Source organism: Rhodoferax sp. ZS1R8, assembly GCF_056521325.1.
Map to the genome: position 1 here is coordinate 35,411 of NZ_JBWMBA010000005.1, position 19,179 is coordinate 54,589.

A 19,179-nucleotide genomic window follows, 5' to 3' on the forward strand; every position below is an offset into this window, starting at 1 on the left:
CGGTCATTTGAAAACCTCCGTGCGGCGCACTGCGGTGCGAGCACCTTGGGGCGGCCCGGCGGTGCTCACAGCAATTTCTGCGCGGCCTTGAGCAGCGCAGCGCAGGATTCGTTCTTGTCGTTGAAGTCTTTCCACGCGGTTTCGCGGGCAATGACCTGCCATTTTTTCAACGTGGCCTCGTCCATGTCGTAGACCTTGGCACCGGCTTTGGCGTAGATGTCGGCGGCGGCCTTGTCGTCCGCCTTGGCAGCGTCGCGGGCGAACACTTCGAGCTCGCCACCCACCGCCATCACCACGTCCTGCTGGGCCTTGGGCAGCTTGGCAAAGACTTCCTTGGAGATCATCAGCGGCTCGAACATAAACCAATAGGTCTTGTCACGCCCGGAGGTCAAGTGTTTGGCGATTTCTTCCAGCTTGAACGAGATGAAGCTGGTGCTGGACGTCATGGCCGCATCCATGGCGCCGGTCTGCATGGCAGCATAGATTTCGTTGGACGGCAGCGTGATGACGGATGCGCCGGCTTGCTTCAGCATCATGTCCATCTCGCGGCTGCCACCGCGCACCTTCAACCCCTTGGCGTCGTCCGGTGTCAGCAGTGGGCGGGTGCGGCTGGCCACGCCACCGGCCTGCCATATCCAGCTGACGATGAGAATGCCCTTGTCGTCCAGCACCTTGGACAACAGTTTGCCGATTTCGGCATTTTTCCAGGCGGCGCCCTGCTCATAGCTGGGCACCAAGGCCGGCATCAAACCGATATTGGTTTCGGCCACCTCACCCCCGGCGTAGGACAGCGGCACCAGGCTCATGTCCAGCGCGCCCTTGCGCATAGACGAGAACTGGGCGTTGGTCTTCATCAAGGATGAGCCGGGGTAGACCGAGGCCTTCAGCGCGCCGGCCGTGCGCTTCTCGACCTCTACCGCAAACTTGCGGCACAGCCGGTCACGGAAATCACCTTCGGTCAGCGTGCCGCCGGGGAACTGGTGGGAGATTTTTAGCCCCCCGCCCGCCTGCGCCCACACCCCATTGGCCATGCTGGCCAAAGCGCCCGCACCCATCGCTTGCGTAAAACTGCGTCGTGTCAAAGTCATGTTTGTCTCCTCGTATTTATACAAATTCATCTGCCCAAACTCTCGCGACCCAAACGCTCTGTCCGTTGCTAACCACCTAAAAATAGCTGTTGCACCGAGTTAGAAACTGGCGTCTTGCCCTGCGCCAATTGCGCCCGGTGCTTGTCCAATCGTTTTAAGTCATACAGGTAATTCACCATCAGACCGTAAGACTGCTTAATACCCTTGCTTGAAGGGTCTCCTGCCCAGTTAAGCCGCTCCACGCGCGCGCCGTTACCCAAGTGGAAGCGGGCTACTGGATCGATCGGTTTACCGTCCACCATGGTTTGGCCCAGGTAATGCGCGGCGCAACGCATCAGCATCTGGCGCACAGGCGACTTGTCGGTCAACTGGATACTGGCGTCCGCAGCCGTCAAAAAATGCGAAGCGCCGGGTGGCTCAAAGCCCACGGCACGGCCCAGCGCGCTGCGCTCCTTGTCGTCCAGCGCCGCCAGCATCGCTGTGGCATTCTTGCCGAGCCACGATCTAAAGCCGGGAATAGGCGATAGCGTCGCAAATATCTTGAGCTTGGGAAATTCGGCATTCAGGGATTCGACGACCCGTTTAATCAGCGAATCACCAAAACTCACGCCTCGCAAGCCGGTCTGCGTGTTACTGATGGAATAAAAAATGGCAGTCGTTGCTTTGGCCAGATCCGCATCGGCAGCCAATTCGTCCAACAGCGGCGCGATGTTGCTGGCGATGCCATCCACCAGCGCCACCTCGACAAAGATTAGCGGCACGTCTGGCAAGCGCGGGTGGAAAAAGCCGTAGCAGCGGCGGTCGCTGTCCAGGCGGTTTTTGACATCGGCCCAACTCTTGATATCGTGCACCGCCTCGTACTTGATCAGCTTTTCGATCAGTGATGCCGGGGAATCCCAGCTGATGCGGCGCAGGTCCAGAAAACCCACATCAAACCACGTGGAAAACATGTATTCCATTTCCACGTCCAGCGCCATCAGGCGCTTGTCCTGCTTCAGCGCGGACTGCATCTCGGCCCGCATATCCACCAGGAACTGGATGCCGCCGGGGTAGACGCTGAAGCGCTGCAGCAGGCGCCTGCGGGGCGACACGGTGGCGCGGCGGTAGTTGACCTCGGCCACGGCTTCATCGGGTGTGCCCACGGCAGCGGCAAACTGCACTTGCGCCGCTTTGACCTTGACCGGGTCGGCAACGAACTGCTCGCTCATCAGCAGCCACAGGTCACGCCGCCGTGCTGGGGAGGCACCTGCATACCAGGCCGCGATGGCGCTGGCGCGGCGGCCGCCTTCGACCTCGCTGACGCGCGGGTCAATCATGGCCTGCAGCTCTTGCAGGCTGCGGCGCAGCATGCGGGGAGACAAGGCTTCGTCTTTCTGGGGCAGCGTGGCCTTCAGGCGCTCATGGGTGGAACGTGACCGCACACCGGTATCGGCCACGGGCTTGTCCAGAACTGCTATTGATTTCGTAGCTGCTTGCGCACGCTGCACGGGGGCTATGGGCTGATTGGCATCAGAGCCCGCCGCGGGACGCAACCGTGAAACGCTACGGCTCAGCCAGTCGGGTGTATTCATGCGAGCAACCTGCTTTTCTGTTCACGCGCCAGTATCCGCAGCGCCTCGCGTTGGCGCGTCAGGTGGGTGCGCATCGCGGCGTCCGCACCGTCGCTGTCGCGCGAGCGCAAAGCGGCATATATCGCAAGATGCTCGCTCAGGCTTTGCTCCAGGCGGCCCGGTGCATGCAACTGCTGGAGGCGGGCCAGTTTCAAAATTTTGCGCAGGTCGGCAATGGCCTGCGCTAGCCAACGGTTGTTGGCCAGCGTGATGATGGCCTCGTGGATCGTAAAGTTGGTGGCGTAGTAGTCGTTAATGCGCTTGGCCTGGGCGTGCTCGACCAAGCGCGCGTGCAAGACATCCAGCGCGGCGATATCGGCATCGCTTGCATTGCGCGCGGCTTCAAATGCACAACGCCCTTCCAGCAAGGCAATCACCGGAAAGATGTCGTCCAGGTCCTGTTCGGTGACCTGGTTGACGAAGCTGCCGCGGCGTGGCTCGTGGCGCACAAGGCCCTCGGCGGCCAGCACCTTCAGAGCCTCGCGCAGCGGCGTGCGCGAGATTTTCAGGCTCTCGCACAGCACACCCTCGTCGATAAAGCTGCCCTGTGGCAGCGTGCCGGCAAATATCTGGTCCCGCAGCATGACGGCTACTTCTTGGTGCAGGGAGTTGTGGACCAGGCGCATGGTGTTGCTATCTCAGTTCAATGGTAGTTTTCGGTGATTTTCCATAATTATGGGTAATTATTAAACTAACCCAAGCCACTGGCAAGGCCTTAGGCATCCGGATTAACCCGTATGCCCTATGTGTTTAACGAGAGGGTTGGTTGCGCCCGCGCGCCCAAAACCACAGGCCGATACCGCCCACAATCATGGGTACGCACAACCACTGGCCCATACTCATGCCAGTCTGCTGCTGCAGCCACAGCAAGTGGGCGTCGGGTTCACGGAAAAACTCAGCAATGAACCGAAATACGCCATAGCCGAACAGGAAGGCCGCGGCCACCTGCCCCTGCTTGCGCTCCTTGCGCGCATACAGCCACAGCAACACAAACAGCAGCAGGCCCTCCATCAGGAACTGGTAAACCTGCGAAGGATGGCGTGGCGCATCTCCCGCGCCGCGGAACACCATGCCCCAAGGCAGCGACGGGTCGGCCAGGCGGCCCCACAGTTCGCCATTGATGAAGTTGCCGACCCGCCCGGCCGCCAGACCCGTGGGCACACAGGGAGCCACAAAGTCGGCAACCTGCCAGAACGGCTTGTTGCGCGACCGGGCAAACCACACCATCGCAGCGATTACGCCCAACATGCCACCGTGAAAGCTCATGCCACCCTGCCAGACGTACAAGACTTCGAGCGGGTGGGCCAGGTAGTAGGCCGGCTTGTAGAACAGGCAGTAGCCCAGGCGTCCGCCCAGTACCACGCCCATGACGCCCATGAACAAAATATCTTCCACGTCGCGGTAGGTCCAGGCACCCGCACCCTGTATTGACGCGAAGGGTTGGTGGCGCAAGCGAAGCCGCCCCAGGAACATGAACAGGACGAAGGCCGCCAGATAGGTCAGACCGTACCAATGGACGGCAACGGGGCCAAGTTGCAGCGCAACGGGGTCGATTTGGGGATGGATGAGCATGCCCGTATTTTGCACGCTAGCCCGGGCATGCCGCTATCCAAACAGACAAAAAAGGCGCTTGGCAGTTGCCAAGTGCACAACCTAGATCACAGGCGGCGCAAACGCCAGAAAACGCTCCAGCACCGGATTGGAACGCGCCCACACCAGACTGGTTTCGCACTGCGGTGCCTGCCCCTGCACGTGGCGGTAGACCACGCCGGGCCGCTGGAATTGCTGCACGCTGGCCGGCACCCACGCCAGGCCCAGGCCAGCCGACACCAAGTTGACGATGGTCTGCATCTGAATGGCCTCTTGCGCCACCTGAGGCAAGCGCCCTGCCCCGTGGTAGAGCGCAAACACGGCATCGTAGAGTGATGGTGCAATATGGCGTGGGAAAATCACCAAAGGCTCGGCCAGTACGGCATCCAGTGCCAACGGTGATGGGCTGGCCAACACATGCTGCTGTGGCAATGCCACAACCAGCGGCTCGCGCGTGACCAGTCGGCATTGCAGTGCGGCCGGCGCAAAACCCGGCGCGTGCAGCATGAAGCCTGCATCCATGGCACCGCGCTCCAGCGCCTGCAGCTGAACATCGCCCGTGGCCTCTACCAACTCCAGTTGGACACCGGGGTGGCGTTCGCGTAGCGCCCGCACCCACTCGGGCAGCAGTGCAAATCCAACCGTGGACACAAAACCCAGACGCAACCGCCCCAGTTCGCCCGTTGCAGCTGCGCGGGCATGCGCCGGCAGCGCCTGGGCACGCTGCAGCAGCTCGCGCACCTCGGGCATCAGCGCGGCGCCTGCGGGCGTAAGCGCAACATAACGCTTGGTGCGCTCGAACAGCCGCACCTGCAGGCGATCCTCCAAGAGCGCAATGGCCTGCGTCAGCGGCGGTTGAGACATATGCAGCCGCACAGCTGCGCGGCCAAAGTGCAGCTCCTCGGCCACAGCAATGAATTGGCGCCAGACCCTCAGCTCGATCAAATGTTCGTTCATACGTAGAGCATATTAATACACGCTATTAAATATATTTGATCAAGTTTTTGCCGCGATGCATACTTCGCGACTGTCCCGACCCACCTCCAACATTAGACGAGCCCTCGCATGACCACCAAACCCATCGTCCTGAATCCCCGTAGCAAAAACATTACCGAAGGCAAGAGCCGCGCACCGAACCGATCCATGTACTACGGCATGGGTTACGAAGAAGGCGATTTCAAAAAGCCGATGGTCGGCGTGGCCAACGGGCACAGCACCATCACCCCCTGCAACAGCGGCCTGCAAAAGCTGGCCGACGCGGCAATTGCCGGCATTGAAGAAGCCGGTGGCAACGCGCAAGTGTTTGGCACGCCCACCATCTCGGACGGTATGGCGATGGGCACCGAGGGCATGAAGTACTCGCTGGTGTCACGTGAAGTGATTTCTGACTGCATCGAGACCTGCGTGCAGGGCCAGTGGATGGACGGCGTTGTCGTGGTCGGCGGCTGCGACAAAAACATGCCCGGTGGTCTGATGGGCATGCTGCGCGCCAATGTGCCGGCCATCTATGTGTACGGCGGCACCATCCTGCCTGGCCGCTACAAGGGCCAGGACCTGAACATCGTCAGCGTGTTCGAAGCGGTGGGCCAGAATGCTGCCGGCAATATGAGCGACGAAGACCTGTTGGAAATCGAAAAACGCGCCATCCCCGGCACCGGCTCCTGCGGGGGCATGTACACGGCCAATACGATGTCGTCGGCCTTTGAAGCGTTAGGTATCTCCCTGCCCTTCTCGTCCACGATGGCCAACCCGCACGACGAGAAAATGAACTCGGCGAAGGAGTCGGCCAAGGTGCTGATCGAGGCAATCAAGAAGGATTTGAAGCCGCGCGACATCGTCACCAAGAAGTCCATCGAGAACGCCGTGGCCGTCATCATGGCAACCGGGGGCTCCACAAACGCTGTACTGCACTTTTTGGCCATTGCCCACGCGGCTGATGTCGACTGGTCCATCGACGATTTCGAACGCGTGCGTGTCAAGACACCCGTGCTGTGCGACTTAAAGCCTTCGGGCAAATACCTGGCCGTGGACCTGCACCGCGCGGGCGGCATACCCCAGGTCATGAAGACGCTGCTGGCCGCCGGCCTGCTGCATGGCGATTGCATCACCATCAGTGGTCAAACAGTTGCCGAAGTGCTGAAAGACATTCCCCACGTGCCGCGTGCGGACCAGGACGTGATCCGCCCTATCGACAAACCCATGTACGCCCAAGGCCACCTGGCCATCTTGAAGGGCAACCTGAGCCCAGAGGGTGCGGTCGCCAAGATCACGGGTCTCAAAAATCCCGTGATGACTGGGCCGGCCCGCTGCTTTGACGACGAGCAATCCGCGCTGACCGCCATTCTGGCCGGCAAGATCAAGGCCGGCGATGTGATGGTGCTGCGCTATCTGGGCCCCAAGGGCGGCCCTGGCATGCCAGAAATGCTGGCCCCTACCGGCGCGTTGATTGGTGCGGGTCTGGGCGAAAGCGTAGGCCTGATCACCGATGGCCGCTTCTCCGGCGGAACCTGGGGGATGGTGGTAGGCCACGTGGCGCCCGAGGCGGCAGCTGGCGGCGTCATCGCGCTGGTGCAGGAAGGTGACTCCATCACCATCGATTCACGCCAATTGATTCTGGAGCTGAATGTGCCCGAAGCCGAGCTCGCCAAGCGCCGCGCTGCGTGGACGGCACCTGCACCACGCTACACGCGCGGCGTGCAAGCCAAGTTTGCGTTCAACGCGTCGAGTGCCAGCAAGGGTGCGGTGCTGGATAACTACTGAAACCCATTGCACGCAGAGCAGGATGGCACACAGAGCTAGAGAGCGCTCTCGGCCATCCTGTTTTGCAGGGCCTGCAGGCGATCCACCTCCGCAGGTCGGCCCCCATCTCTTTTGCCCAGCGTGACATAGAACTCACAACCCCGGGTATCGAACTCGGACCGGACCTCCAGATTGACCAAGCCCAGAGTGGCCAAATCGCAGACGAGTATCCGTAACGACGCCGGCGTGAAACGCCAAACATGGACGTCAACGTATTCGGAATGGTGCTCCAACGCGTGTGCCCAATGGTCCCGCGCCTCGTCCACGGTGTGTGCCAGCCCGTCTGCCCCACCCGCATCGCCAACAGCCCACGCGATTTCGCCGTTGCGTTTAGCAGCATTGGCGATATGGTCGAAGATTTGGCCCGGGCTCGGTCGTGACCGCCTTTGTGCGTGGGCATCCAATACCTGGCCCGTGGAACTGACCGGTGAAAAGAAATCAAAACAATAACGCTTGTCTGGTACCACCAGTGACAGCAGCCCATCAGGTTTCAACAACTCTTCGCACTGCTGCAAGTACGAGACGAAATCCGGTGCGTGCTCGATAACGTGGCTGGCAATGATCCAGTCATAACATTGCGTCTGCCCAATCAAATCTGGCAGGCGCTCACCACTCCAGACAAAGTCCACTTCCTCGATGTTGTCCAGATTGACACCGTGCGCTGCGTACTTCTTCCGCAAATCACTTGCGCTAACGTGGTCGAGGACGTGAACGTTGAACCCTTTTTTCTTGGGTGCAATGGGATTGTGGCTAGGACCGATTTCCAGGCCCAGACCGGGCTTGTTCAGCAGGTGGAAGATCTTTTCTTCCCGCGTCAGTTCGGCAGCTAGCGCAGTCGGCTTACGCCCTTCTGCGCGGCCAAACTTTTCATAGTGCTCAAGCCCGCTTTGAAACACCGCGTCGCGCACAGCAGCGGCTACGTCTGGGTAAGCACTCAGGTACTGTGCTTCATCAAAAACCGAAACATTCATAGAAAAAAATCGAAGTGGTCGCCAACCGGCGCCCGTGCTCAGCGCTTGTTGCGTTTTTTGGCGCTGAGAAAGCCCATGGCTTCGCGGTTGCGCTCGATGCGCTCTTTCTTTTTGGCGTCTTCCGCCTCCATGGCCTTGCGCTTGGTGTAGCCGGTGGAATCAGCCCACGCCCACCAGGCCACCGCCAGGCCGAACGGCGACAGAACGATCCACCAGTCCCACACCGCGACGGGACCCATTTCCAGCCATTTCATCACCAAAAAAATGGCTCCCAACCCGACTAAATACATAGCAGACTCCTGTTCGTTCCCGTGCTTTCTACTGTAACCCAAGCCCGTTCGCCTATCTCCTCTCCATTAGACGCCACCCACAAAAAAGCCCGCAATTGCGGGCTTTCGCATGGCCGGGTTAGCCTTCGCTTCAATACGCTTGGCCCAACTGGTCCAGGATGGCTGGATTTTCCAGCGTAGAGGTGTCCTGCGTGATGGACTCGCCCTTGGCCAGCGAGCGCAGCAGGCGGCGCATGATCTTGCCGGAGCGGGTCTTGGGCAGGTTTTCGCCAAAGCGGATGTCCTTGGGCTTGGCAATGGGGCCGATCTCCTTGGCCACCCAGTCGCGCAGTTCCTTGGCAATGGCCTTGGCCTCGTCGCCTGTTGGCATGGGGCGCTTGAGCACGACAAAAGCGCAAATCGCCTCGCCGGTCAAGTCGTCAGGACGCCCGACAACAGCCGCTTCCGCAACCAGGTCTGACTTGGCGACCAATGCCGATTCAATCTCCATCGTTCCCATGCGGTGGCCCGACACGTTCAACACGTCATCGATACGCCCGGTGATTCGGAAGTAGCCCCGGTCCGCACTGCGCACTGCGCCATCGCCAGCCAGATACATTTTGCCGCCCATCTCTTCCGGGAAATAGGCCTTCTTGAAACGGTCCGGGTCATTCCAGATGGTGCGGATCATCGAGGGCCAGGGACGCTTGACGACCAGTATGCCACCCGTGCCGTTGGGAATGTCTTTACCCACCTCATCCACAATCGCGGCCATGATGCCGGGCAAAGGGAGCGTGCAGCTACCGGGCACCAGTGGCGTGGCGCCGGGCAGCGGGGTCATCATGTGGCCGCCGGTTTCGGTCTGCCAGAAAGTGTCCACAATGGGGCATTTCTCATGGCCCACGTTCTTGTAGTACCACATCCAGGCTTCGGGGTTGATGGGCTCACCCACCGACCCCAGGATGCGCAGGCTGGACAGGTCCGAGCGATCCGGGTGCACGGCGGCATCGCTTTCCGCTGCCTTGATCAGTGAGCGGATGGCGGTCGGCGCCGTGTAGAAAATCGAGCACTTGTGGCGCTCGATCATCTGCCAGAAGCGGCCTGCATTGGGGAAGGTGGGGATGCCTTCAAAGATGATCTGCGTCGCACCGGCAGCCAGGGGGCCGTAGGCCACATAGGTGTGCCCAGTGATCCAGCCAATGTCGGCCGTGCACCAGAAAACATCTTCAGGCTTCAAATCGAACGTCCAGTCCATCGTCAGCTTGGCCCACAGCAGGTAGCCGCCGGTGGAGTGCTGCACACCCTTGGGCTTGCCAGTCGAGCCGGAGGTGTAGAGGATGAACAGCGGGTGCTCGGCACCCACGGGCACCGGAGCACATTCGGTGCTTTTGCCGGCCAGGGCCTCGGTGAATGTCTTGTCGCGGCCAGCCACCATGTTGCAGGCGGTTTGCGTGCGCTGGTACACGTACACCGACTTGATCGTGTCGCAGCCACCCATCGCAAGTCCTTCGTCGACGATGGCCTTGAGTGGCAGCTCCTTGCCACCGCGCATCTGGTAGTTGCTGGTTATTACCGCCACGGCGCCAGCATCAATGATGCGCTCTTGCAAAGCCTTGGCCGAGAAGCCGCCAAACACCACACTGTGCGTGGCGCCTATGCGGGCGCAGGCCTGCATCGCAATCACGCCCTCCAGCGTCATCGGCATGTAGACCAGCACGCGGTCACCCTTCTGGATGCCATCGGCCTTCAGTGCATTGGCAAACTGGCTGACGCGGGCCAGCAGCTCTTTGTAGGTGGTCTTGGTGACCGTGCCGTCATCGGCTTCGAAGATGACAGCCGTCTTGTTTTCAGTGGGGGTGCCGATGTGCTTGTCCAGGCAGTTGGCGCTGGCATTGAGTTCACCATCATCAAACCATTTGTAAAACGGCGCGTCGGACTCGTCCAGCGTGCGCGTAAAAGGCTTATTCCACACCACGTTCTCGCGGGCCAACTTGGCCCAGAAGCCCTCAAAGTCGCTCTCGGCCTGCGCGCACAATGCGTTGTAGCCATCCATACCCGAGATACGGGCGTTCTGGACCATGCTGTCACTGGGCATGAACACCCGGTTTTCTATCAACATGGATTCGATGGCGGACGATGGCGTGCTCATGGAGGTCTCCTCAGTTTTTATACGTGTGCAATACGAACTGGCGCGTATGGTTATGGATTGCACTTACAAGTCACTGACTTTACACAACAACGCCTTGGGTTGCAGCGTCGGATATGGCGGGTATCCAGGGCGGCGCAGGCGGGCTTTTACAATGGTGCCTCCAACACCCACAACCCAACCCGACACACCGCACGCATGCGCAACACTCCGCCACCATCCGAATCTGCTCCCAAAAACATGAGCTTGCTGTCCAGAGCCATTTTCTCCAGCCGCTGGCTGCAGCTGCCGCTGTACCTGGGCCTGATTGCGGCGCAGATGGTGTATGTCTTCCACTTCTGGGTGGAGTTGGTCCATCTGATGGAAGCGGCCTTTGGCAACCAAGACGCGCTGGCGCAGCTGATCAAAAGCATAGGTTACAAGGACGCCGTGGATGTGACGGCCCGGGTGACTGCGCTCAACGAAACCATCATCATGCTGGTAGTACTGGCACTGATCGACGTGGTGATGATTTCAAATCTGCTGATCATGGTCATCGTTGGCGGCTATGAGACCTTTGTGTCGCGCATGAACCTGGATGACCACCCCGACCAGCCTGAATGGCTGAGCCATGTGAACGCCTCGGTGCTCAAGGTCAAGCTGGCCACGGCCATCATCGGCATCAGCTCCATCCACCTGCTCAAGACCTTCATCAACGCCGACAACTACAACGAAAAAGTGCTGATTGCGCAAACTGCGATCCACATCACCTTCCTCCTGTCCGCCATGGCCATTGCCTACACGGACAAGCTGATGGCCCATTCGCAAAGCGGCCAGCACTAGCCTCCTCCCCTCTTCCATCCCCACCGCAGAGAACCCCATGAGCACAACCTCCACCGTCATCCGCCAAGCCGACCTGATCGAGTCCGTTGCCGCTGCGCTGCAGTTCATCAGCTACTACCATCCGACCGACTACATCGCCCACTTGGCCCGTGCGTATGAGCGCGAACAAAGCCCGGCGGCCAAGGATGCAATTGCGCAGATCCTGACCAACAGCAAGATGAGCGCCACCGGCCACCGCCCGATCTGCCAGGACACCGGCATCGTCAACGTGTTCCTGAAGGTGGGCATGGACGTGCGCTGGGAAGGCTTCACTGGCAGCCTGGACGACGCCATCAACGAAGGCGTGCGCCAGGGCTACAACCACCCCGACAACACGCTGCGTGCCAGCGTGGTTGCCGACCCCGAATTCCTGCGCAAGAACACCAAGGACAACACGCCCGCCGTCATCTTCACCGAGATCGTGCCTGGCAACACCATCGACGTGACCGTCGCAGCCAAGGGCGGCGGTAGCGAGAACAAGAGCAAGATGTACATGCTGAACCCCGGTGACAGCGTGGTGGACTGGGTGCTGAGAACCGTGCCCACGATGGGTGCCGGATGGTGCCCGCCCGGCATGCTGGGCATAGGCATTGGCGGTACGGCCGAAAAAGCCGTGCTGATGGCCAAGGAAAGCCTGATGGACGACCTGGACATGTACGAACTGCAGGCCAAGGCCGCCAGTGGCGCCGAACTCTCCAACGTCGAGAAACTGCGCCTGGAGCTGTTTGACAAAGTCAATGCACTCGGCATAGGCGCGCAAGGCCTGGGCGGCCTGACCACGGTGCTGGACGTCAAGATCAAGATGTACCCCACGCATGCCGCCAGCAAACCCATTGCCATGATCCCCAATTGCGCCGCCACCCGCCACGCGCACTTTGTGCTGGATGGCAGCGGCCCCGTCTACCTGGACCCGCCATCGCTGGACCTGTGGCCCAACGTGAACTGGACCCCCGACTACGTAAAGAGCAAGAAGGTCGACCTGAACACATTGACACCCGCCGAAGTGGCGAGCTGGACTCCCGGCCAGACACTGCTGCTGAACGGCAAGATGCTGACCGGCCGCGACGCCGCGCACAAGCGCATCAAGGACATGCTGGCCAAGGGCGAAAAACTGCCGGTGGACTTCACAAACCGCGTCATCTACTACGTGGGCCCGGTCGATCCGGTCCAGGGCGAGGCCGTTGGCCCCGCGGGCCCCACCACTGCAACCCGCATGGACGGTTTCACCGAGATGATGCTGGCGCAGACCGGCTTGATCAGCATGGTCGGCAAGGCCGAGCGTGGCCCGGTCGCGATTGATGCGATCAAGAAGCACAAGAGCGCCTACCTGATGGCCGTGGGCGGAGCCGCCTACCTGGTATCCAAGGCCATCAAGGCGGCCAAGGTCGTTGGCTTTGCCGACCTAGGCATGGAGGCCATCTACGAATTTGACGTGGTTGACATGCCGGTCACCGTGGCGGTGGATGCTGGCGGCACCAGCGCCCACATCACCGGCCCTGCCGAATGGCAAAAAAGAATAGCCACCGGCGAGTTCAAGACCATTCCAGTGACATCGGCTTGAGCCAGCGTTGACAGCACCAGCCACGGAAGATGCGCCGCAGCTTGGCGACGTGCCTGCGGACCGGCGCGGCGATGCCATTGGCGTGTTCGACAGCGGCGTCGGGGGCCTAAGCGTCTTGCGCGCGCTGCGCGCTGAGTTGCCGCTGGAGCGTTTCGTCTATGTGGCCGACAGCGCCCACGCACCCTACGGCGAGCGGGATGGCGCCCACATTGCCGCCCGAGCCCAAGCCATCAGCCACTATCTGGTTGCACAGCACCGCATCAAAGCGCTGGTGGTGGCTTGCAACACCGCCACGGCGGCAGCGATCCGGCAGTTGCGCCAGGACTTTGGTGACAGGCTGCCCATCGTCGGCATAGAGCCGGCCCTGAAACCGGCCGCAAAGCTGAGCCAGACTAAGCGCATCGGCGTGCTGGCCACCCGCGGCACGCTGAACAGTGAGAAATTTCGGGCGCTACTGCAATCACTCGAAGGCCAGGCCGACTTTGTGCTGCAGCCCTGCGATGGGCTGGCCGATGCGATCGAACGCGATGACGCTATCAAAATAGGAGCTGTCTGCGCTCTCTACACGGGGGCTCTGGGCCGATTTGGCATAAACACCGGAGACATCGATACGCTGGTGCTGGGCTGCACCCACTACCCCTTCGCCGGCGATACGCTTAAGGCGATGGTGGGGGACCACGTGGTGTTGCTGGAGGGCGGCGTACCGGTTGCACGGCAAACGCACAAGCTGTTGTCGGAGCACGGCTGGCTGGCTACCGAGGGCACGCTTTCGGCTGGGCCGCATTCCAAGCAGTTTCAGTGTGTGGCTACTGGAGACGTAGTTGCCTTGCAGTCTGCATTGCAGCGCTGGTTGCAGTGGCAAGCGCCGGTAGGATTTGCGCCGATCGGCTGATGGGGTGGCGTGCCCGGAGGGGATCGAACCCCCGACCCTCAGCTTAGAAGGCTGATGCTCTATCCGACTGAGCTACGGGCACAAAGAACAAAGGCCCCGAAGTCTCGACACTCTGGGGCCTTTGTATTGGAATGGTGGTCGGCGTACAAGGATTCGAACCTTGGACCCCCTGCTCCCAAAGCAGGTGCGCTACCAGGCTGCGCTACACGCCGACAGCTAGTATTCTAACCGCATCAGAGGCGCGTCTTTTCGGCTCCGTAATATTTTTCCTGGTGCTTTCAATATCTACAACATTCTGCATGCCTCAGTCATCTCCAATTTTGCCCTGGCTCGAGCCCGGCGACCCGTTTTCGCCGGTGGAGTCCGCATGGGGCACAGTATCCGACGCCCCGGGTCTGCTGGCCGCCGGCGGCGACCTGTCGGTCGCCACGCTGGAAAAAGCCTATGCCCACGGGATCTTCCCGTGGTACAGCGAGGGGCAGCCCCCACTGTGGTGGAGCCCCGACCCGCGCATGGTCTTGCAGGTGGCGAATTTCCGGCTGCACCGCTCGCTGCGCAAAACACTGACTCGGTTCACACGCACAGCGCAAGACGAAGTCCGGTTCAACACCGCGTTCGCAGATGTCATAGCCAACTGCGCCGAAATCTCACGCCGTGGCCAGCCCGGAACCTGGATATTGCCGCCCATGGTCGAGGCCTACACGCGCCTGCATGCTGCTGGGCATGCGCACAGCGTGGAGACCTGGGTGGACGGGCAATTGGTGGGTGGCCTGTACTGTGTGGCGCTGGGCAAGGCGGTTTTTGGCGAGTCCATGTTTGCCAAGGCGCCGGACGCATCCAAGATCGCACTGGCAGCGCTGGTGGGGTTTTGCCGCGCCAACGGAGTTGCGCTCATTGATTGCCAACAAAACACGGCGCACCTGGCATCGCTGGGTGCCGCCGAGGTGCCGCGGAGTGTCTTTTTGGCGCACATCCGCCAGGTGCAGTTCGCACCGGCCATGGATTGGCGCTTCACCCCCCTATACTGGAATCACATTTTGTCTGCCTGATGCACCCACCACTGTGACAGACCTCAGAGACTTCCCGCTCCAAACCCTGCAGTTCTATGCGACTGCGCCGTACGAGTGCAGCTACCTGCCGGACCGCCAGGCCCGCTCGCAGGTCGCCACACCCAGCCACCTGATCAATAACTCCACCTATTCTGAGCTGGTCAGCAAGGGGTTTCGCCGCAGCGGCATGTTCACCTACCGGCCGTATTGCGATGGTTGCCAGGCCTGCACACCGCTGCGCGTCATGGCAGATCGCTTCAAACCCAACCGCAGCCAGCGCCGCGCCTGGAACCGGCACCACGGCCTGAACGTGCGGGTGCTCAAGCTGGGCTTTGTCGCCGAGCACTATGCGCTGTACCTGCGATACCAGAACACCCGGCACGCCGGTGGGGGCATGGACGAAGACAGCGTCGACCAGTACACGCAATTTCTGCTGCAAAGCCGCGTCAACTCACGGCTGGTGGAGTTCCGCGAAACCCGGCCAGATGGCACGCCCGGCGCACTGAAGATGGTATCCATTCTGGACGTACTGGACGACGGCGTGTCAGCCGTCTACACCTTTTTTGAGCCGGAAGAACCTGCCAGCTTTGGCACCTTCAATGTGCTGTGGCAGATTCAACAGGCCCGCAAGTTAGGCTTGGCCTTCGTATACCTGGGCTACTGGATACAGGACAGCCCCAAAATGAGCTACAAGGCGCATTTTGCGCCGATGCAGATCTTGCGTGACAGCGAGTGGTGCGAGTTCGAAGCGATGCCCCGCGATAAGATAGAAGACTAGATACGCACCATGACAAAACCCATATCCGAAATCCCCAGCAAGCCCACGGTTCAGGTTATTGAACGCATGTTCACGCTGATCGACGTCTTGGCCTCCCGCGAAGACTCCATGAGTCTCAAAGACATCAGCGAAAAGGCGGGCTTGCACCCATCCACAGCACACCGTATCTTGAACGACTTGGCCACTGGCCGCTTCGTCGACCGCACACAACCGGGAAGCTACCGGCTGGGCATGCGCCTGCTGGAGTTGGGCAACCTCGTCAAAGGGCGCTTAAACGTGCGCGACGCGGCCGTGGTGCCCATGCGTGAACTGCACAAGCTGACGCAGCAGCCGGTCAACCTCAGTGTGCGCCAGGGAGACGAGATCGTCTATGTGGAGCGGGCCTTCAGCGAACGCTCCGGCATGCAGGTAGTCCGCGCCATCGGCGGGCGCGCCCCCCTGCACCTGACATCGGTAGGCAAACTATTCCTGGCAGCGGATGACCCCCAACGCATCCGAGCCTATGCAGCCCGCACGGGCTTGCAGGGCCACACCAAAAACAGCCTTACACAACTGGAGACGCTGGAGCGCGAATTGTCCAAGGTGCGCCAATACGGCCAAGCCAATGACAACGAAGAGCTGGAGTTGGGTGTGCGCTGCATGGCAGCAGGCATTTATGACGACCAGGACAGGCTGGTGGCCGGGTTGTCCATCTCGGCGCCGTCGGAGCGCATGGAAGACAACTGGCTACCGAAGCTGAAGGAAACCGCCCGGCAGATTTCGGAAACGCTGGGCCATAAATCGAGCCCGGCGTAAGGAAGGAGGTTTGCCTTAGTTAACGACGACCTTAGGTTCGGCCACCAGGCTGGCCACGGGTGTGGGCTTGACCGCTGGCACAGCTGGGATGGACTCCACCCAGCGCCTGACACGCTCGGCATCGCCAATACGGCTGAGTTTGCCTGCCGAATCCAGAAAGACCATGATGAGCTTGCGTCCGGCCACCTTGGCCTGCATCACCAGACACTGGCCGGCTTCACTGATGTAGCCGGTCTTCTGCAGGCCGATCTCCCAGGCGGGATTCTTGACCAGGCGGTTGGTGTTGTTGTATTGCAGTGTGCGGTGACCCACTGCAACCTGGTATCCGGTGGATGTAGACAGCTCGCGCAGCGTGGGATCACCATAGGCAAAGTTCACAAGCGTGGCCAGGTCGTGCGCACTGGACTGGTTTTTGCTGGACAGGCCGGTGGGCTCCACATATCGGGTGTCCATCATTCCCAGGGCTTTGGCACGTGCATTCATCTTGCCGACGAACACAGCCAGACCACCGGGGTAACTGCGCCCTAGGGCATTGGCAGCCCGGTTTTCGCTGGACATCAGTGCCAAGTGCAACAATTCACCACGGCTCAACTCGGTGCCTACGCGCAAGCGCGACGAACTGCCCTTTTCCATGTCCACGTCGTCTTGGGTGATGGTGATCATCTCGTCCATTGGCAGCTTGGCTTCGCTGATCAGCAGGCCCGTCATCAGCTTGGTGATCGAGGCAATGGGGAGTACGGCTTGGTCGTTTTTGCGGAAGAGCACTTCCTGCGTATCCTGGTCTACTACCAAGGCCACACTGGATTTCAAATCGAGGGCATCGTGCGCGCCGTGCAGGCCGGCGATCTGGCCAAACGACGGAACCTTGGGGACTACGGCCGCCACGCGCAAGGCCGCGTGCTTGCGCGCCGCCTTGGCCTTGACCACCACCTTTTTTCCTGCCTTGGCGGAAGGGTGCCTAACAATCTCCGCGTGGGCCGACACAACCACCAGTGAAGACAGTATGGCAAGTAAGCCACAGCGGAAAAATAGAGTATTCATGTTAGTCCCAACGGCAGTACTTGGTGAGCGAATAAATCAGTCAATACGATAGCCTGCCGTTAGAGTGTAAACAAAAAAGTCGCGCAAGATCAACTACTTGCGCGACAAACTTCAAGAAATACCTGGCTTATTCGGGCTTACCCTCGCATTAACCCTGTGCAGCGATGCTTTCAGACTTGCTGTGCAGCTTGTTCAACGCGCTCAAATAGGCCTTGGCCGAGGCGACGACGATATCCGGATCAGACCCGACGCCGTTGACAACGCGACCGCTGTTTTGCAGCCGGACGGTGACTTCGCCCTGGCTTTCGGTGGAGCCGCTGATGGCATTGACCGAATACAGCACCATCTCGGCACCGCTTTTGACATGTTGCTCAATGGCTTTCAGCGATGCGTCGACCGGGCCATTGCCATCCGACGCGCCGGACACCTCTACGCCGTCCACGGTAAACACGATGCTGGCCTGCGGGCGCTCGCCCGTCTCGCTGTGCTGCGACAGCGACACAAAGGCGTATTGCTCCTTTAATTGGCTGACGCTCTCATCGCTGACCAGGGCCAAGATGTCTTCGTCGAAAATTTCGCTCTTGCGGTCGGCCAACTCTTTGAAGCGGGCAAATGCAGCGTTGACCTCGCCTTCGCTCTCCAGTTGCACGCCGAGTTCTTGCAGGCGTTGCTTGAAGGCGTTGCGACCGCTGAGCTTGCCCAGAACGATTTTGTTGGCAGTCCAGCCCACGTCCTCTGCCCGCATGATTTCGTACGTGTCGCGCGCCTTTAACACGCCGTCCTGGTGGATGCCGGAGGCGTGGGCGAATGCGTTGGCGCCCACAACGGCCTTGTTCGGCTGAACGACAAATCCCGTGGTCTGGCTGACCATGCGGCTGGCGGCCAGGATGTGTTGGGTATCTATGCCCAAATCCAACGCAAAGTAATCCTTGCGCGTCTTCACCGCCATGACGATCTCTTCCAGACTGCAATTGCCTGCCCGCTCGCCCAAGCCATTGATCGTGCACTCCACCTGGCGAGCCCCACCGATTTTGACACCGGCCAGAGAGTTGGCGACGGCCATGCCCAAATCATTATGGCAGTGCACGGACCAGATGGCCTTGTCTGAATTAGGAATGCGCTCGCGCAGCGTCTTGATGAAGTTGCCGTACAGCTCCGGTATGGCATAACCCACAGTGTCGGGCACATTGATCGTGGTTGCGCCTTCGTTGATGACGGCTTCGATCACACGGCACAAAAAGTCCGGATCACTGCGGTACCCGTCCTCCGGGCTGAATTCGATGTCGTCCACCAAATTGCGGGCAAAGCGCACCGACTGCTTAGCCTGTTCGAACACCTGATCCGGCGTCATGCGCAGCTTCTTCTCCATGTGCAGCGCAGACGTGGCAATGAAGGTGTGGATACGGGCGCGGTTGGCACCCTTGAGCGCCTCGGCTGCGCGTGAAATGTCGCGGTCATTGGCGCGTGACAGCGAGCAGATTGTCGAATCCTTGATGCTGTTGGCAATCAGCTGCACCGCCTCAAAGTCACCATTGGAACTGGCTGCGAATCCAGCCTCGATCACGTCAACCTTCAGACGCTCCAACTGGCGGGCAATGCGCAGCTTTTCGTCACGGGTCATGGACGCACCGGGAGACTGCTCACCATCGCGCAAGGTGGTGTCGAAAATGATCAATTTGTCAGCCATGTCGTATCTCCTGTGTATCTCTTTGTCTGTGTCTTCAATAGC

At 60.3% G+C, this 19,179-nt stretch carries 17 protein-coding genes and 2 tRNA genes; 7 read left to right on the forward strand and 12 right to left on the reverse strand.

All coding sequences use genetic code 11. The features are described from left to right. Window positions 1-65: 65 nt before the first annotated feature. The 5 genes from dctP to AC097P_RS17385 form a co-directional block, all read right to left on the reverse strand. On the reverse strand, window positions 66-1,088 hold the full coding sequence (gene dctP, locus AC097P_RS17365; protein ID WP_479611692.1) for a TRAP transporter substrate-binding protein DctP: 1,023 nt from the start codon (window positions 1,086-1,088) through the stop codon (window positions 66-68). 68 nt (window positions 1,089-1,156) lie between these two features. After that, entirely contained in the window at window positions 1,157-2,659 is a 1,503-nt protein-coding gene (locus AC097P_RS17370; protein ID WP_479611693.1) for a malonyl-CoA decarboxylase domain-containing protein, read from the reverse strand. Beyond that, window positions 2,656-3,324 carry a GntR family transcriptional regulator gene (locus AC097P_RS17375; RefSeq protein WP_479611694.1) on the reverse strand — a complete coding sequence of 223 codons (669 nt, stop codon included), beginning with the start codon at window positions 3,322-3,324 and terminating at the stop codon, window positions 2,656-2,658. Before AC097P_RS17375 ends, AC097P_RS17370 begins: the two co-directional genes overlap by 4 nt. Before the next feature lie 124 nt (window positions 3,325-3,448). Further along, complete coding sequence (lgt, locus tag AC097P_RS17380) at window positions 3,449-4,270, reverse strand: prolipoprotein diacylglyceryl transferase (protein ID WP_479611695.1); 822 nt, start codon at window positions 4,268-4,270, stop codon at window positions 3,449-3,451. 81 nt (window positions 4,271-4,351) lie between these two features. Next, window positions 4,352-5,245, reverse strand: coding sequence for a LysR family transcriptional regulator (locus AC097P_RS17385; protein WP_479611696.1), 894 nt, complete (start codon window positions 5,243-5,245; stop codon window positions 4,352-4,354). 108 nt (window positions 5,246-5,353) lie between these two features. Between AC097P_RS17385 and ilvD the strand changes: the two genes are divergently transcribed. Then, window positions 5,354-7,048: a dihydroxy-acid dehydratase gene (ilvD, locus tag AC097P_RS17390; protein ID WP_479611697.1), complete on the forward strand. Its 1,695-nt coding sequence runs from the start codon at window positions 5,354-5,356 to the stop codon at window positions 7,046-7,048. Between the two features lie 35 nt (window positions 7,049-7,083). Here the strand turns inward: ilvD and AC097P_RS17395 are convergent, their stop codons facing one another. From AC097P_RS17395 to acs, 3 genes are all read right to left on the reverse strand, one after another. After that, entirely contained in the window at window positions 7,084-8,058 is a 975-nt protein-coding gene (locus tag AC097P_RS17395; RefSeq protein WP_479611698.1) for a class I SAM-dependent methyltransferase, read from the reverse strand. Window positions 8,059-8,096: 38 nt separating this feature from the next. Further along, on the reverse strand, window positions 8,097-8,348 hold the full coding sequence (locus AC097P_RS17400; protein ID WP_479611699.1) for a TIGR04438 family Trp-rich protein: 252 nt from the start codon (window positions 8,346-8,348) through the stop codon (window positions 8,097-8,099). Between the two features lie 130 nt (window positions 8,349-8,478). Further along, on the reverse strand, window positions 8,479-10,476 hold the full coding sequence (gene acs / locus AC097P_RS17405) for an acetate--CoA ligase (protein ID WP_479611700.1): 1,998 nt from the start codon (window positions 10,474-10,476) through the stop codon (window positions 8,479-8,481). Window positions 10,477-10,713: 237 nt separating this feature from the next. On the opposite strand from acs, the gene AC097P_RS17410 reads away from it, so the two are divergent. From AC097P_RS17410 to murI, 3 genes are read left to right on the forward strand one after another with little or no spacing between them, the layout of a single operon-like run. Then, window positions 10,714-11,295, forward strand: a complete 582-nt coding sequence (locus AC097P_RS17410) for a TIGR00645 family protein (RefSeq protein WP_479611701.1) — start codon at window positions 10,714-10,716, stop codon at window positions 11,293-11,295. 37 nt (window positions 11,296-11,332) lie between these two features. Further along, window positions 11,333-12,895 (forward strand): fumarate hydratase, encoded by a 1,563-nt coding sequence (locus tag AC097P_RS17415; RefSeq protein ID WP_479611702.1) that lies wholly within the window; start codon window positions 11,333-11,335, stop codon window positions 12,893-12,895. Between the two features lie 49 nt (window positions 12,896-12,944). Beyond that, window positions 12,945-13,787, forward strand: coding sequence for a glutamate racemase (gene murI / locus AC097P_RS17420; protein WP_479612090.1), 843 nt, complete (start codon window positions 12,945-12,947; stop codon window positions 13,785-13,787). A 5-nt stretch (window positions 13,788-13,792) separates the two neighbouring features. Here the strand turns inward: murI and AC097P_RS17425 are convergent. After that, window positions 13,793-13,869, reverse strand: a tRNA-Arg gene (locus AC097P_RS17425). Window positions 13,870-13,922: 53 nt separating this feature from the next. After that, window positions 13,923-13,999, reverse strand: a tRNA-Pro gene (locus tag AC097P_RS17430). An 87-nt stretch (window positions 14,000-14,086) separates the two neighbouring features. On the opposite strand from AC097P_RS17430, the gene aat reads away from it, so the two are divergent. The 3 genes from aat to AC097P_RS17445 are packed head-to-tail and all read left to right on the forward strand — an operon-like array spanning window position 14,087 to window position 16,409. Next, a complete protein-coding gene (gene aat, locus AC097P_RS17435) occupies window positions 14,087-14,836 on the forward strand; it encodes a leucyl/phenylalanyl-tRNA--protein transferase (protein ID WP_479611703.1) in 750 nt (249 codons plus the stop codon). A 13-nt stretch (window positions 14,837-14,849) separates the two neighbouring features. Continuing rightward, complete coding sequence (locus tag AC097P_RS17440) at window positions 14,850-15,614, forward strand: arginyltransferase (RefSeq protein WP_479611704.1); 765 nt, start codon at window positions 14,850-14,852, stop codon at window positions 15,612-15,614. Window positions 15,615-15,623: 9 nt separating this feature from the next. Then, a complete protein-coding gene (locus AC097P_RS17445) occupies window positions 15,624-16,409 on the forward strand; it encodes an IclR family transcriptional regulator (RefSeq protein ID WP_479611705.1) in 786 nt (261 codons plus the stop codon). 15 nt (window positions 16,410-16,424) lie between these two features. Here the strand turns inward: AC097P_RS17445 and AC097P_RS17450 are convergent, their stop codons facing one another. Both AC097P_RS17450 and AC097P_RS17455 read right to left on the reverse strand, forming a co-directional pair. Continuing rightward, the gene (locus AC097P_RS17450) at window positions 16,425-17,450 is read right to left on the reverse strand and encodes a serine hydrolase (protein WP_479611706.1); all 1,026 of its coding nucleotides are present in this window, start codon (window positions 17,448-17,450) and stop codon (window positions 16,425-16,427) included. Window positions 17,451-17,598: 148 nt separating this feature from the next. Further along, entirely contained in the window at window positions 17,599-19,137 is a 1,539-nt protein-coding gene (locus tag AC097P_RS17455) for a 2-isopropylmalate synthase (RefSeq protein WP_479611707.1), read from the reverse strand. Window positions 19,138-19,179: the final 42 nt, after the last annotated feature.